The 14886-nt window shown below is 58.2% G+C and carries 12 protein-coding genes; 1 reads left to right on the forward strand and 11 read right to left on the reverse strand.

Features of this window, described 5'->3' with window-relative positions:
* Positions 1–103: 103 nt before the first annotated feature.
* The 4 genes from mazG to cysM form a co-directional block, all read right to left on the reverse strand.
* A complete protein-coding gene (gene mazG, locus BLV11_RS12355; protein WP_091814571.1) occupies positions 104–955 on the reverse strand; it encodes a nucleoside triphosphate pyrophosphohydrolase in 852 nt (283 codons plus the stop codon).
* Positions 952–3189, reverse strand: coding sequence for a GTP diphosphokinase (gene relA, locus BLV11_RS12360; RefSeq protein ID WP_091814574.1), 2238 nt, complete (start codon positions 3187–3189; stop codon positions 952–954). The genes mazG and relA overlap by 4 nt, the downstream gene beginning before the upstream one ends.
* A 120-nt stretch (positions 3190–3309) precedes the next feature.
* Positions 3310–4647 (reverse strand): 23S rRNA (uracil(1939)-C(5))-methyltransferase RlmD, encoded by a 1338-nt coding sequence (rlmD, locus tag BLV11_RS12365; protein WP_091814577.1) that lies wholly within the window; start codon positions 4645–4647, stop codon positions 3310–3312.
* Between the two features lie 66 nt (positions 4648–4713).
* A complete protein-coding gene (cysM, locus tag BLV11_RS12370) occupies positions 4714–5607 on the reverse strand; it encodes a cysteine synthase CysM (RefSeq protein ID WP_091814581.1) in 894 nt (297 codons plus the stop codon).
* Positions 5608–5869: 262 nt separating this feature from the next.
* Between cysM and BLV11_RS12375 the strand changes: the two genes are divergently transcribed.
* Positions 5870–8737, forward strand: coding sequence for an ATP-binding protein (locus BLV11_RS12375; protein WP_091814583.1), 2868 nt, complete (start codon positions 5870–5872; stop codon positions 8735–8737).
* 22 nt (positions 8738–8759) lie between these two features.
* Here the strand turns inward: BLV11_RS12375 and pdxJ are convergent, their stop codons facing one another.
* The 7 genes from pdxJ to lepA are packed head-to-tail and all read right to left on the reverse strand — an operon-like array spanning position 8760 to position 14844.
* Positions 8760–9494 carry a pyridoxine 5'-phosphate synthase gene (pdxJ, locus tag BLV11_RS12380; RefSeq protein ID WP_091814587.1) on the reverse strand — a complete coding sequence of 245 codons (735 nt, stop codon included), beginning with the start codon at positions 9492–9494 and terminating at the stop codon, positions 8760–8762.
* A 10-nt stretch (positions 9495–9504) separates the two neighbouring features.
* Positions 9505–10212 (reverse strand): DNA repair protein RecO, encoded by a 708-nt coding sequence (gene recO / locus BLV11_RS12385; RefSeq protein WP_091814590.1) that lies wholly within the window; start codon positions 10210–10212, stop codon positions 9505–9507.
* Between the two features lie 7 nt (positions 10213–10219).
* Positions 10220–11137 carry a GTPase Era gene (era, locus tag BLV11_RS12390; protein ID WP_091814593.1) on the reverse strand — a complete coding sequence of 306 codons (918 nt, stop codon included), beginning with the start codon at positions 11135–11137 and terminating at the stop codon, positions 10220–10222.
* Positions 11137–11826, reverse strand: coding sequence for a ribonuclease III (gene rnc, locus BLV11_RS12395; RefSeq protein ID WP_091814597.1), 690 nt, complete (start codon positions 11824–11826; stop codon positions 11137–11139). Before rnc ends, era begins: the two co-directional genes overlap by 1 nt.
* Positions 11823–12212 (reverse strand): DUF4845 domain-containing protein, encoded by a 390-nt coding sequence (locus BLV11_RS12400; RefSeq protein ID WP_091814600.1) that lies wholly within the window; start codon positions 12210–12212, stop codon positions 11823–11825. Before BLV11_RS12400 ends, rnc begins: the two co-directional genes overlap by 4 nt.
* 27 nt (positions 12213–12239) lie before the next feature.
* A complete protein-coding gene (lepB, locus tag BLV11_RS12405; protein WP_091814603.1) occupies positions 12240–13034 on the reverse strand; it encodes a signal peptidase I in 795 nt (264 codons plus the stop codon).
* A gap of 7 nt (positions 13035–13041) precedes the next feature.
* On the reverse strand, positions 13042–14844 hold the full coding sequence (gene lepA / locus BLV11_RS12410; RefSeq protein WP_091814891.1) for a translation elongation factor 4: 1803 nt from the start codon (positions 14842–14844) through the stop codon (positions 13042–13044).
* Positions 14845–14886: the final 42 nt, after the last annotated feature.

The raw sequence follows: 14886 nt of genomic DNA on the forward strand, positions 1-14886 counted from the left end.
GTTACTTACAGCGCGGGTAATTGACTACGGATTGTACCTATCGGCACACGTTGTGTTTCAACGTGTTGCCAAAGCCGACGGATCGCTCCTACCCACAGACGGACTAGCGGCGTTTTTCAACCCCCTTCACCGCCTGCCAAATCTGATCAAGGGCTTCGAGAGATTCCGAATCCATATCGCGGCCCTGCTGTTCCAGGTGCGACTCGATGGCACGGAAACGGGCCTCGAACTTGTGGTTGGTTCGGTGAAGAGCTTTCTCGGGGACAACTTTCATGAAACGTGCCAGGTTGACACACACGAACAGCAGATCCCCCAGCTCATCCTCAACAGCATCCTCCGGGCCCGCTCCCGACAGACTGTTGCTCCAGGCCTCTTTCAGCTCGTCAATTTCCTCGTGGAGCTTGTCGAACACGGGCCCGATATCCGGCCAGTCAAAGCCGTGATTCGCCGCGCGACGCTGGAGTTTTTCGGCCCGCGCCATGGCCGGAAGCGTACGGGCAATACCGTCCAGACGGCTTGCTGACAGTGCAGCGCTGCTCTGTTTTGGAGCAAGCGCCCGCTCTTCCGCCTTGATCCTTTCCCAGCTGGCACGGATTTCATCATCGCCGGGCCGGTTGTCCGGATCGACTTCGCTTTCGAGCGTTCCATCGGGAAACACATGGGGATGCCTGCGCAACAGTTTTCGAACAATGCCATCCACCACATCCGCAAACTCAAAACGCCCCTCTTCCGCCCCCAGCTGACTGTAAAAAATGACCTGGAACAGCAGGTCGCCCAGTTCATCCCTGATATCGCCATAGTCTTTCCGTTCGATGGCATCGGCCACCTCATAGGCTTCTTCAAGCGTGTGGGGCACGATGCTGTCGAAGGTCTGTTTCAGGTCCCAGGGGCAGCCGGTGTCCGGCTTGCGCAGCCGGGCCATCAGGAATTTCAGGTCTTCAAGGCTGTAGCTCATCCGCGTTTCCGTCTGACGTCCGCTATGTTGGGCAGGTTACGAATCTGGGCCAGCAACCGGGCCAACTGCTCCAGACTGCTGATTTCAACGGTCACCGACATGGTGGCGGTATTGTCATCCGTGTTGGATGCCGTGTGAAGCGCCAGCACGTTGGTCTTCGAGGAGCTCAGCACCAGGGTAATGTCCCGCAGCAGTCCGGTCCGGTCATAGGCATCGATCTCGATTTCAACCGGGTAGACCGCCTCCGGACTTGCGCCCCAGCTCACCTCAATGATCCGGTTGGGCTCGTACTCCCTCAGGTTGAGAAAGGTCAGGCAATCCTGCCGGTGCACCGTTACGCCACGTCCGACCGTAATGTAGCCACCAATCGGGTCCCCCGGCAGCGGCTTGCAACACTTGGCCACCTGGGTCTTGAGCTTGCCAACGCCCTGAATCTGGATGTCAGAATCGGTGTCGTAAGTCTTTTTGCGGTTACGAACCAGTTTCAGATTGAGCTGCTGGTTACGGGGCTCAATCATCTGCTGAGCAACATTCGCCACGTGGGTCGGTCGCAGATCGCCGGCACCGACCGCCGCAAACATGTCCTCGGCCGAGTGGTAATTCACCTTGCGCGCGAGCTCATTGAGCTCAACATCGTGAATCGACAGGCGGCGGAATTCGTCTTCCAGGATGGCGCGACCGTCAATCACATTGCGGTCATGGTCCTGCAGTTTGAACCAGTGCCCCACCTTGGCCCGCGCCCGTGAGGTCTGGATATAACCCAGACTGGGGTTCAGCCAGTCGCGGCTCGGTGCCGGATTATTGGACGTGAGGATAAAGACCTGCTCCCCGGTCTTGAGCGGGTATGTCAGCGGAACAATGCGCCCGTTAACCCGCGCACCGCGACAGGCGTGGCCGACTTCGGTATGAACCCGGTAAGCAAAGTCCACCGGGGTGGCGCCCTGAGGCAGATCGACCACATGCCCTTCCGGGGTAAAAACATACACCCGATCCGAGGCGACATCGGTTTTCAGGTGGTCAGCCAGACCAGACAGATCCCCCAGGTCTTCCTGCCAGTCAAGTACCTGGCGCAGCCAGTTGATTTTGGCTTCATAACCGGAAGACTTGTTGCTGTTATCCGTGCCCTTGTACAACCAGTGGGCACAAACCCCCAGTTCCGCTTCCTCATGCATCTGATGAGTCCGGATCTGGACCTCCATGACCTTGCCTTCCGGCCCCACGACCGCCGTGTGCAAGGACTGATACCCGTTTTCCTTGGGGTTGGCGATGTAGTCGTCGAATTCGTTGGGAATGTGCCGCCACAGGCTGTGCACAATCCCCAGAGCGGCGTAACAGTCCCTGACCTCGGGCACGAGAATGCGAACCGCACGTACATCATAAACCTGGGAGAAATCGATGCCCTTCCGGCGCATCTTCCGCCAGATACTGTAGATATGCTTGGCCCGACCAGAGAGTTCACCCTCAATGCCGCACGTCTTCAGCTCGCTCTGCAGACTGTCCAGCACCCGGTCGATGAAACTGTCCCGGGCCAGCCGCTTTTCATCCAGCAGCTTGGCGATTTTCTTGTAGGCGGATTCATGCAGGTAACGGAACGACAGATCTTCCAGCTCCCACTTGATGTGACCGATGCCCAGACGGTGTGCCAGCGGTGCGTAGATGTCGAACACTTCCCTCGCCACACGCATCCGTTTTTCCGGCGACACATCCTTCACCGCGCGAATGGCACAGGTGCGTTCTGCCAGCTTGATCAGCGCCACCCGGACGTCGTCAATCATGGTGACCAGCATCTTGCGGACGTTGTCGAGTTGCCCCTCGCTCTGACCCAGCACATTGCCCTTTAACGGGTGATGTATGGATGAGATGGCAGCCATCTGCTGGACACCATCAATCAGGTTGGCAACCTCGTCACCAAACTCATCACGGATTTCCTTGAGCGCTACCCGTTCTTCCCGTACCGCCCGGTAGAGGATGGCCGCAACCAGGCTTGCCTGATCAAGGTGAAGTTCGACCAGTACCTGGGCCATATCGATGCCGGTGCGGAAGCTGCTGGCTCCCGGCGCCCACACCCGGTCGTCCTGCACCGCCTTGAGATCAATCTCGGCAGCCTTTTCGCAGGCACGACGAAGCTGCACAACATCCTCAAGGTGAGTCTGAGAGGCAATCTGGTGAACCCAGCGCTCAATGTCGAGTTCACCATCCTGGTTAACTACGTAATCTTCGCGAACTTTTACCATGCCGTTCTTGTTGTACCTGTTCGGAGAGCCTGACCCCCGCCCGCGCCATCCCGCAAGAGACTCGGCGGCAATCAGCTCTTTGCTTTATCCGGTCATCCCTGACCAGCAGATGACGGAGTTCTACTTTACGTCGCGCTCAAACAGCGCGATGGATTCCACATGGGTGGTATGGGGGAACATGTCCATCACACCGGCACGGACCAGACGGTAGCCCTTGCTGACCATCACTCCGGCATCCCGCGCCAGGGTGGCAGGATTACAGGAGACATAGACAATGCGGTTGGCGCCAAAGGCGGTCAGATACTCACAGACCTCTTCTGCACCAGAACGGGGCGGATCAATGAGAATCTTGTCAAAGCCTTCGGCCGCCCAGGGCTCAGAGGTAAAATCACCCTGCAGGTTGGCACCGTGGAAGGTGACATTGTCGAGGCCATTGAGTTCCGCGTTCTCCCGCCCGCGAACCACCATGGCGTCATCCCCTTCAACACCGACAACCTGACCGGCCTTGCGGGCCAGCGGCAAGGTGAAGTTGCCCAGACCACAAAACAGGTCCAGCACCCGCTCGCCGGGCTGGATATCCAGCCATTCCACCGCTCGATGCACCATCTGGCGATTGATTCCGGCGTTGACCTGCGTGAAATCCATCGGATGGAATTTCATGGTCAGATCGAATTCTTCAAGACGGTATGACAACCGCTCCTCACCCTCGGACGGCCAGATCCGGTGCACGGTATCCGGGCCCTTCGGCTGCAGATAAATATGCAAATCGTGGGCCTGTCCGAAGCCGATCAGTTTTTCCTGATCGCCTTCGCTGAGCGCATCAAGGTTACGGAACACCATCGCAGCGACGTCGTCGCCACAGGCAACCTCCACCTGAGCAATGCGCTGATAGGCATCCAGCTCATGAATAATTTCACGCAGGGCGGTGATCCGCTCGCCGATACGGGCATCCATCACCACACAGCGATCAATGTCCGCCAGAAAGCCACTGCGTTTTTCGCGGAAGCCCACCAGCACTGACTCCCGCTTCTGCACAAAACGCACCCCGAGGCGCGCCTTGCGACGGTACGCCAGGGTATCCGCACGCATGGGGGCCACCCACTCTTCCGGCTCGATACCGCCAAAATGGGCGAAGTGCTCCCGCAGGGTATTTTCCTTGAAGTCGATTTGCGCTTCGGCATCCATGTGCTGGAGGCTGCATCCCCCACACAAGTCAGCGTAGTCACAGGGCGACACCCCACGCTCAGGCACCGACTGCAAAACCTCGACGGTTCTCAGCTCATCGAACTTGCTGCGGGTACTGACCACCTTTGCCATGACCGTTTCCCCGGGCAGGGCTCCGTCCACGAACTGGATCTTGCCGTCCTGATGCGCAATGCCCCGACCATCATGGCTCAGCTTTTCAATGTCACACCGAACCGGCTCGGTCGGCAGGGCCTTCCTGCGTCTTCTGCTCATACTGTTTTTCTCTAACGTTGCTAGGGGCCAGGATGGGCGGCCCCATTTGGGCGGACGAACCGATAATCAGGCGCCGGGAAAGACACCGGTAGACAGGTAACGGTCGCCCCGGTCACAGATAATGGCCACGATTACCGCGTTTTCAACCTGCGTTGACAGTTTCAGGGCACCGGCAATGGCTCCCCCGGAGGACACGCCACAGAAAATGCCTTCTTCACGGGCAAGGGCACGCATGGTGTCTTCTGCGTCCTGTTGGCCAATATCCATGACCTGATCGACCCGTGAGGCGTCAAAAATACTGGGCAGATAGGCTTCCGGCCAGCGACGGATTCCCGGGATGGAAGCCCCCTCCTGCGGTTGCAGACCGACAATTTGAATATCAGGATTACGCTCTTTGAGGTACTGAGAAACCCCCATGATGGTACCTGTCGTGCCCATGGAGCTGACAAAATGGCTGACCCGGCCCTGGGTCTGCTCCCAGATTTCCGGCCCGGTAGAACGATAGTGGGCCAGCGGGTTGTCGAGATTCGCAAACTGGTCCAGAACCCGGCCCTGCCCTTTCGCCTGCATGGCCTGAGCCAGGTCACGAGCGCCTTCCATACCCTCGTCCTTGCTCACCGTGATAATTTCGGCGCCGTAGGCACGCATGGAGGCCCGCCGCTCCTCGCTCATGTTTCCCGGCATGATCAGCACCATCCGGTACCCCTTGATGGCCGCCGCCATCGCAAGGGCAATACCGGTATTACCACTGGTGGCCTCGATCAGGGTATCACCGGGCCGGATATCACCCCGGCGCTCAGCCTCCTGAATCATACTCAGGGCTGGCCGGTCCTTGACCGAGCCCGCCGGATTATTACCTTCGAGCTTGGCGAGAATGACGTTACTGGTATCGCCTGGCAGACGCTGCAAGCGAACCAGCGGTGTATGCCCGACGTAATCTTCAATGGTTGGGAAATGCATCTTGGAATTGGCTCCTGTCTAGCCGTACCGACCCAAGACCGGAATCCAGAGACCGGCCTGTGGTACACTCAGGCTCGCATCATACGCGCTCATGCCACAGTCGCCCAATACAGCTTCTCGCTATAACCATGACTGTCGGCTATATAACCGGTGGCTATTCACAGTCTCTGCCGCTGGATTCATCTATTATTCTGACTGTAAAGGCTGCGGGAAAGCGGCTATCCACAAAGGGCCGATAAGGCAGGGAATTCAGGACGGGATCATGCGTCGGTGGGGAATCCGTAAAAAAGTTCTGGTGGTGACGCTCGTTCCCACCCTGCTCACAACCCTCATGCTGGGACTGTTTTTCTCACTGAGCTGGGTGAAGAACATTGAGCAACTGCTGCAGGACCGGGGCGACTCGCTGTCCAGACAACTGGGCGCTGGCGCCGAATATGGTCTGTTCACGGCCAACCGCAGCCTGCTGAACAGCCTGTCCAATGCGCTGCTGGAAGAACAGGATGTCCGCTCGATCACCTTTTATGATGCCACCCAGACCAGAGTCCTGCATACCGGCCCGGGGCACCGCCAGCCCCTCAACAAGGACGCCCTCAACCATACCCGTGCAAGTCGCCTGACCAACACCGACAGCACCGTCTTTGTGACCCCGGTTTACCTGCAGGACCTGATGATCGACACCCTGCTGGAGTTCGACATCCGCCCTAATGGCCAGACCGCCCCCATCGGCTGGGTGGCCGTTGAGATGTCCCACATCCGCACCGAAAAAGAGACCTATAAGGCGCTGCTGATCTCCCTGCTGCTGGTGCTGGCCGGGGTCATCTTCAGTTTACTGATTGCCGTCCGGCTGTCCCGGGCCTTTACCCATCCGGTCTTCCAGTTGAATGAAGCGGTTGCCCGGCTTAAGGAAGGCAAACTCGAGACCCGCGTGTATACGGAAGCGGGGCCCGAGTTCGAGCAACTGGAATCCGGTCTCAATGCCATGGCTGAAGAACTCAGTAAGGCCCAGGCCGAGATGCAACAGAATATCGACCAGGCCACCGAAGACCTGCGGGAGACCCTGGAGACCATCGAGATCCAGAACATTGAGCTGGATTTTGCCCGCAAGGAAGCGCTTGAGGCCAGCCGCATCAAGTCGGAATTCCTGGCCAATATGTCCCATGAAATCCGCACCCCGCTCAACGGCATCATCGGCTTTACCGAACTGCTGCTGAAAACCCCGATGCCAAGGCCGCAGAAGGACCACCTCAGCACCATCCGCAAGTCGTCCGAGATCCTGCTCACCATCATCAACGACATTCTCGATTTCTCCAAGATCGAAGCGGGCAAGCTGATGCTGGACCGGGTGCCATTCAAGCTGCGCGACATCATCGAAGAAGTCATGGTCATGCTGGCACCGGCGGCCCACAGCAAGAACCTGGACCTGGTTCCTTTGGTCTACAACGATGTTCCGGACAATGTCATGGGCGACCCGTTGCGGGTCAAACAGGTCATTACCAACCTGGTCAACAACGCCATCAAGTTCACCCAGACCGGCGAGGTGGTGCTGCGTGCCAGCCTGGACGATGAAGACACTGAGAATCACCGGGTTACCCTGCGGCTGAGCATTTCCGATTCCGGCGTAGGCCTGTCAAGGGCCCAGCAGCAGTCACTGTTTAACGCCTTTAGCCAGGCCGATGCCTCCACTGCACGGCAATACGGAGGCACAGGGCTTGGGCTTGCCATTTCAAAACGGCTGGTGGAAGAAATGGGGGGCACCATTGGCCTGGAAAGCGAACTCGGAAAAGGCTCAACATTCTGGTTCACGCTGACCAGTGACCTTTCTGCCAGCAAGGAAGCCGCGCCGCCACGGGATGCCCTCGCCGGTGAGAAGGTGATCTATCTCGAACACCAGAAAACCTCCGGGCTGGCCGTCGAACACCTGATGCGCGACTGGGGACTGGACGTAGACCGGGCCAACTCACCGGCGGAACTGCGGGAACGGGTTGAAGAAGCCCAGAAAAGCCAATCCGGATACGCCCTGGCGATCGTTGGCATCAACCGGCACCTGTTGCACTCCAGCCAATACTGCAGCCTGCTGCGGGACCTCGAAGTAGAACGGGACTGCCGCACCCTGCTGCTGACGCCGACCCTGGAGTCCCACGACGATCCGCTGTCCGGGCTGGCCAGCGGTCATATCAGCAAGCCGGTGTGCCGAGATGCCCTGTATGAGGAACTGCTGTACCTGATCCACGGCATCAACAAGGGGCTGGCCAACAGTCCCAGCGCGGAAGCAGCCCGGCCACCGGTCAACAGCGGCGTGCCGCGGGTACTGGCCGTAGACGACAATGAAGCGAACCTGAAACTGGTACTGACCCTGCTACGTGATAACCAGATTCAGGCCGAAGGTGCAGCCAGCGGATTCGAAGCGCTGAGCAAAGCCCGCCAACAGCATTTCGACCTGGTGTTCATGGACCTGCAAATGCCGGGTATGGATGGTGTTGAAACCACTGAACGGCTGCGCACCCTGGATGGTTACTCCGAGCGACTCCCCATCATTGCCCTGACCGCCCACGCCCTGGCGGATGAACAAGACCGGCTGGTACAGCAGGGGTTCGATGGCTACATGGCCAAGCCCATCAGCAGCCAGCAACTGATGGGAATCATTCACGAGTACACCGGCTATGGCGAACAGTTCTCAGCCCGTAGCGGCCCGCACCCGGTGACCGCCGTCCGCGATACCCGGCGCGGCATTCGTCCATCGACCCGCCAGAAACAGCGGGATTGCGTCAGTATTGAAGAGAGCATCCACCTGGCCGCCGGCAAGGCCGACCTTGCCGAGGAGCTGTTCAGCATGCTGCTGGAACAGCTCCATGGCGACCTCACCCGGATCAGGGACTATTGGGACAACGGCGACATGGACGGCTTACTGGAGTGTGTGCACAAGCTCCACGGAGCCGCACGCTACTGCGGAGTACCGGAACTGCGGGAAATGGCGAACCTGTTTGAAACTGCGCTCAAGCAGGAATCCGCGGACCGTGAAACCCTCAAGGAGCAGATGCTGGCCGCTATGGAGCGGCTGGACAACTGGGGGGAACAGACCGACTGGCAAGCCATGTTCCGGTCCCACCAGCCCCAGGCCTTTGTCGACTGACCAAGGCCGGGGTAGCCTCCCCTCAACGGCGGGCCCTTTCCAGAATTGCACGCATATCGCGTACCGCGTCCTTGAGCCCGGTGAACAATGCACGGGCGATGATGCTGTGGCCGATGTTCAGCTCGTTGATGCCAGGAATCGCCGCCACCCGCTCGGTATTGTGGTAATGCAGGCCATGGCCGGCATTGACCACGAGTCCTTTCTTGCGAGCATAGGCCACCGCCCGCTCAAGCTTGCCAAAGGCTGCGTCGGTTGCCTCTGCACCTTCGGCCTCCGCGTAATCCCCGGTATGCAACTCGATCACCGGCGCCCCACAGCGCACCGCAGCGTCTATCTGGGACTCATCCGGGTCGATAAACAGCGATACCTCCGCACCAATGGCCGCCAGCCGTTCACAGGCGCTGGCAACCCGGGCTTCCTGACCGACAACATCCAGCCCGCCCTCCGTCGTCAGCTCCTCTCGCTTCTCCGGCACCAGACAGACACAGTGCGGCCGAACCTGTTCGGCAAACTCCAGCATGGCGTCAGTGACGGCCATTTCCAGATTCATTTTGGTATTGAGCATCTGCCGCAGCAGTAGCACATCCCGGTCCTGAATATGGCGACGATCTTCCCGGGGGTGAATGGTAATCCCGTCAGCACCGGCTTCCTCTGCAATCAAGGCAGCCTGCACCGGGTCCGGATAACGGGTGCCACGGGCCTGCCGAAGGGTGGCAACATGATCAACATTTACACCAAGCAGTACTCTCTGGGTCATCGGGCTCTCCTCAGCCTTTCAGGAACAGGGACCGGCTGTGCAGCGGCTTGCCCTGCAACAGATAGTCAACCAATACTCTCATCACCCGCTTCGCCATTCTGCGGGCATCCGGGGACTCATAATCGCCACCGGCCAGCTGCAACAGGGTAGCACCGGATAACCCTCGCAGTCTGACCGTCGGCGCCGGAGCCAGCACAATCCCCTGCTCCGGCTCATAACAGTACACGCCAGCCGGATCGACATCCGCGCCGGTGTCCGTCGCCTTTCCCCAATCGAAGCCATAGCCAAGAGCCTCGGCAAAGGCCACCTCGAAACGGCGCAATACCGGCTCCACGTCGACGCTAAGGGACAGTTCAGCCAGGGTGTGGATGTAGGCGGCAAACAAGTGTGGATGGGCGTCACCAGCGGGCAGAACCCGCTGCAGCAATTCATTGATATACAGACCACTGTATAGATTGACGGTTCCCTTCAGGGCATCAGCCTGACGCACCTCAACCTGAACCAGGGTCTTGAGCTCAGACCGGCCCTGCCAGTCGACCAATACTGGCTGGAACGGCTGGAGCTGGGCTTTTAAAGGACTGCGGGACGAGTTGGCCCCCTTGGCAACAACGGTCAGACGACCGCCGTTGAGGGAAAACAGATCCACCAGGAGACTGGTCTCCCGGTAGGGACGGCGATGCAAAACGTAGGCGGGTTCACCCTGAACAGAGCCAGGCACGACAGCCTCAGAGGTCGTTCATGCCCAGGCTCTTGAGCGCCCGGTCGCTGTCGGCCCAGCCTCGTTTTACCTTGACCCAAAGCCGGAGCATAACCTTACAGTCAAACAGTCGCTCCATGTCCTGACGGGCTTCCTGGCCAATCAGCCTCAGACGCTCGCCCTTATCGCCTATAACGATTTTTTTCTGGCCTTCACGTTCCACCAGAATCAGCGCAGATACGTGCAGGGTCTTGCCCTGACGCTTGAACTCTTCGATCTCAACAGCGACGGAGTATGGCAACTCGGCACCGAGCTGACGGGTGATCTTTTCGCGCACCATTTCCGAAGCCAGAAAACGCTCACTGCGGTCGGTGATCTGATCGTCCGGGTAAAAATGCACGCTCTGCGGCAGGAATCGACCAACCGCCTCTTCGAGGGGCTGGAGGTTGGTTCCCCGCAGCGCCGACAGCGGGATGATTTCAGCGAAATCCCGCTTCTTCGACAGCATGTCCAGGTGCGGCAGCAGCATATCCCGCTTCTCGATCTTGTCGACCTTGTTGACCGCCAGAATCACCGGACAGGTCAGCTTTGACAACTTCTCGAGCACCATCTCGTCTGCGGTTGTCCAGGTCATCATGTCGATCACAAACACCACCACATCCACGTCAATCAGCGCGGAGGTGGCCGCCTTGTTCATGTACTTGTTGAGGGCTCGGGGCTCCTCTTCGTGCATTCCCGGCGTATCCACATAGATCGCCTGAACCGGCCCGTCGGTCTTGATCCCCAGCACCTGGTGGCGGGTCGTCTGGGGCTTGCGGGAGGTAATACTGAGCTTCTGCCCCAGAATGTGGTTCAGCAGCGTTGATTTGCCAACGTTGGGGCGGCCCACAATGGCCACGAAGCCACAACGACTGTTGGGATCCTCCGGGCGGGTAATATCCATCATCAGTCGTTCTCCACTCCAAGGGACTTCAGCGCGCTTCGCGCTGCCTGCTGCTCGGCAATCCGGCGACTGCTGCCAACCCCGGAGGTCTTGCGATCCAGCGAGGGCAGCACACAGGAAACGTGGAAGGTCTGGGCGTGAGCCTCACCATCCACGGAAATAACATCGTATCGGGGTAACGGATACTGCCGCGACTGCAGATATTCCTGCAGGCGGGTTTTCGGATCCTTTTGGGTGTCCTGCAGATTGAGGCTCTGCAGCCGCTCCTCAAACCAGCGCAGAACCTGCTGGCGACAGGTCTCAAAATCGCTGTCGAGGTAGATCGCACCAATGATCGACTCCACCGCATCGGCGAGAATCGACTCACGGCGGTAACCGCCGCTCTTCAGCTCGCCGGAACCCAGCCGCAGGTAACGCCCGAGATCGAATTCACGGCCGATTTCAGCCAGGGTCACGCCCTTGACCATACGGGCCCGCAAACGACTCAGCTGTCCTTCCCGCGCCTTCTCGAACTGGTGATACAGGTGCTCGGCGATGACCATGTTAACGATGGAGTCACCAAGAAACTCCAGACGCTCATTGTTCTGGTTGCCAAAACTGCGGTGGGTCAGCGCCAGCAGCAGGTGATCCGGTTGACGGAACTGATAGCCAATCCGGCGCTGAAGCTGATCGAGGTCGGGTTTTGAACTCACTTGCCCTTCATCTCGTACTCGTGGCTGAAGTAGACAACCGCATCGACGTTGTAAAACATTTCGGTACGGATTTCATAGTCAACCTTGATGATGACGAACTCGCCGTTCTTTTCGACGGCAATGTTCTGAGGGTTGAACCCTCGTACATTGTTTACGCTGAGCCGACGGTTAATCAGATCCATCACCCGCGCCGGGCCCATCTCGGACAAACCTTCTGAGCCATCAAGGCTTTCAATCGCTTCCTGGATGGTGACGTCATCCAGGTAAATCGGGCCCAGTTTAATGGCCATGGTGAGCAGGCCACCAAAAAACAGCACCATCACCAGCATGGTAATGGTTGAAGCCCCTCGGTGTTTTCTGATGCTGGACAGTCCGTCTCTTGTCATTACTCGTACGCCTTGTTCTTTTGGAGGTTATTCAATACCACCGACCCGATCAAAGGTCGGAAGGCTGGTGAAGGATTTCCAGTGCATCCAGATAGCGAAGGCCTTGCCTACAACCAATTCGTCCGGGACGGTGCCCCAGAAGCGACTGTCATTACTGTTATCGCGGTTGTCGCCCATCATGAAATAGTGCCCCTCAGGCACAACCCACTCGCCCTCACCGGCCCCGCTCTGGCGCCCCATGGTTAGATAGATATCGTGCGGCACATCGCCGAGAGTTTCCCGCCGGAGTTCAACCGGCGGCAGGCGGGCGACAAACTCGCTCAACACGACCTCACCGTTTACGTAGAGGGTCTTGTTACGGTAGCGGATGTGATCCCCCGGCAAACCGATCACCCGTTTAATATAGTTGGTTTTACCATCCAGAGGGACCTTGAACACCATCACGTCGCCGCGCTGAGGGTCGCCAATATCAACAATCTTGGTCCCAACCACCGGTAACCGCAATCCGTAGGCAAACTTGTTTACCAGGATGAAGTCATCGACTTCCAGCGTGGGCAGCATGGAACCGGATGGAATGGTGAAGGGCTCAACCAGGAACGAACGCAATACAAGGACAATCGCCAGTACCGGAAAAAACGAACGGCTCAGGTCGACCAGATACGGTTCCTTCTCGTCGTCTTCCGTCCCACCGCTCTGGGCGACCCCACCTTCCGCAGCCAGACGGGCAACCCGTCGGGGCTTCAGGTACACCAGGTCCAGCAACCAGATCAGGCCAGTCGCCAGGGTCAGTACGACCAGAATCAGCGGGAAATTGATATCCATAAAAGTCCTAGTTATCCACTTTCAGTACCGCAAGGAAGGCATCCTGCGGCACTTCCACATTACCCAACTGCTTCATGCGCTTCTTGCCTTCCTTCTGTTTCTGCAGCAGCTTCTTCTTACGGCTGACGTCGCCACCGTAACACTTGGCCGTTACATTCTTACGCAGCGCCTTGACCGTCACCCGGGAGACAACCTGGTTGCCGATCGCGGCCTGGATGGCAATATCGAACATCTGCCGCGGAATGAGTTCTTTCATTTTTTCAACCAACGCCCGACCACGGTAATGGGCCTGATCCTTGTGCAGGATCAACGCCAGAGCATCGACCCGCTCGCCGTTGATCAACACATCCAGGCGCACCAGGTTGGCCGGCTGAAAGCGGACGAAATGATAGTCCAGCGATGCGAAACCCCGGCTCGCGGACTTGATACGGTCGAAGAAGTCCATGACCACTTCCGCCATTGGCAGCTCATAGGTGAGCTGCACCTGGGTCGACAGGAAATGCATGTTTTTCTGGATGCCACGCTTATCTTCACACAGAGCAATGACATTACCCAGATGCTCCTGGGGCACCAGGATATTCGCCTCAACGATGGGCTCGCGCATTTCCTCAATGGAACCAATATCCGGCAACCGTGACGGGTTATCTACCGACACGGTCTCACCCCGAGTGGTCAGCACTTCATAGATGACCGTCGGCGCCGTCGTGATCAGCTCCAGGTTATATTCCCGCTCCAGCCGTTCCTGGATGATTTCCATGTGCAGCATGCCCAGGAAGCCACAGCGGAAGCCAAAACCGAGGGCATCGGAGTTTTCCGGTTCGTAGAACAGGGAAGCGTCATTTAGGGTGAGTTTTTCCAGGGCATCCCGGAAATCGTCATAATCGTCAGAACGGATCGGGAACAGCCCTGCGTAGACCTGCGGCTTGACCTTCTGGAAACCCGGCAATGCCTTGGCTTCCTCAGCACCTTTTTGGTGAACGATGGTATCCCCGACCGGTGCCCCGTGAATATCCTTGATGCCGGCCACGACAAAACCGACGTCCCCGGTACCCAGTACCCCGGTATCGGTCAGTTTGGGCGTAAAAATGCCCACCCTGTCCGCATTCCAGGCACGCCCGGTGGACTTGATCACAATCTTGTCGCCTTTCTTGAGCGAGCCCTGAGTAACCCGCACCAGCGACACCACACCCAGGTAGTTGTCGAACCAGGAATCGATGATCAATGCTTTCAGGGGGCCATCAACATCACCGGAAGGCGGAGGAATTCGCTTGATCAGATCCTCCAGCACGTCCTCAACACCAAGCCCGCTCTTGGCACTGCAGCGGACAGCGTCGGCCGCCTCGATTCCGATAATATCCTCGATTTCCTGGGCGACACGCTCAGGCTCGGCCTGAGGCAAATCCATCTTGTTGAGCACCGGGACCACTTCCAGCCCCTGCTCAATGGCGGTGTAACAGTTGGCAACCGACTGGGCTTCTACACCCTGACCGGCATCCACCACCAGCAGCGCCCCTTCACAGGCATAGAGAGAACGGGACACCTCGTAGGAGAAATCGACGTGGCCCGGAGTGTCGATAAAGTTCAGCTTGTACTCGATCCCATCTTTGGCCGTGTAGTTGAGGGTCACACTCTGGGCCTTGATGGTGATGCCGCGCTCCCGCTCCAGATCCATGGAGTCCAGCACCTGCTCCGCCATTTCCCGGTCACTGAGACCACCGCAAGTCTGGATAAAGCGGTCGGCCAGTGTGGATTTACCATGATCGATATGGGCAATGATTGAAAAATTACGGATTCGGCTAAGATCAGTCACAGACAATGGATACTCATAAAAGACGATAAACGCGCCCCGGGG

This window comes from Marinobacter mobilis (assembly GCF_900106945.1).
Taxonomy (GTDB): Bacteria; Pseudomonadota; Gammaproteobacteria; order Pseudomonadales; family Oleiphilaceae; genus Marinobacter; species Marinobacter mobilis.

Coding starts and splice junctions, on each gene's coding strand:
- BLV11_RS12375 (WP_091814583.1), top strand. CDS start 5,870: ATGCGTCGGTGGGGAATCCGTAAAAAAGTTCTGGTGGTGACGCTCGTT.
- relA (WP_091814574.1), bottom strand. CDS start 3,189: ATGGTAAAAGTTCGCGAAGATTACGTAGTTAACCAGGATGGTGAACTC.
- mazG (WP_091814571.1), bottom strand. CDS start 955: ATGAGCTACAGCCTTGAAGACCTGAAATTCCTGATGGCCCGGCTGCGC.
- era (WP_091814593.1), bottom strand. CDS start 11,137: ATGATGGATATTACCCGCCCGGAGGATCCCAACAGTCGTTGTGGCTTC.
- pdxJ (WP_091814587.1), bottom strand. CDS start 9,494: ATGACCCAGAGAGTACTGCTTGGTGTAAATGTTGATCATGTTGCCACC.
- lepB (WP_091814603.1), bottom strand. CDS start 13,034: ATGGATATCAATTTCCCGCTGATTCTGGTCGTACTGACCCTGGCGACT.
- rlmD (WP_091814577.1), bottom strand. CDS start 4,647: ATGAGCAGAAGACGCAGGAAGGCCCTGCCGACCGAGCCGGTTCGGTGT.
- cysM (WP_091814581.1), bottom strand. CDS start 5,607: ATGCATTTCCCAACCATTGAAGATTACGTCGGGCATACACCGCTGGTT.
- BLV11_RS12400 (WP_091814600.1), bottom strand. CDS start 12,212: ATGACAAGAGACGGACTGTCCAGCATCAGAAAACACCGAGGGGCTTCA.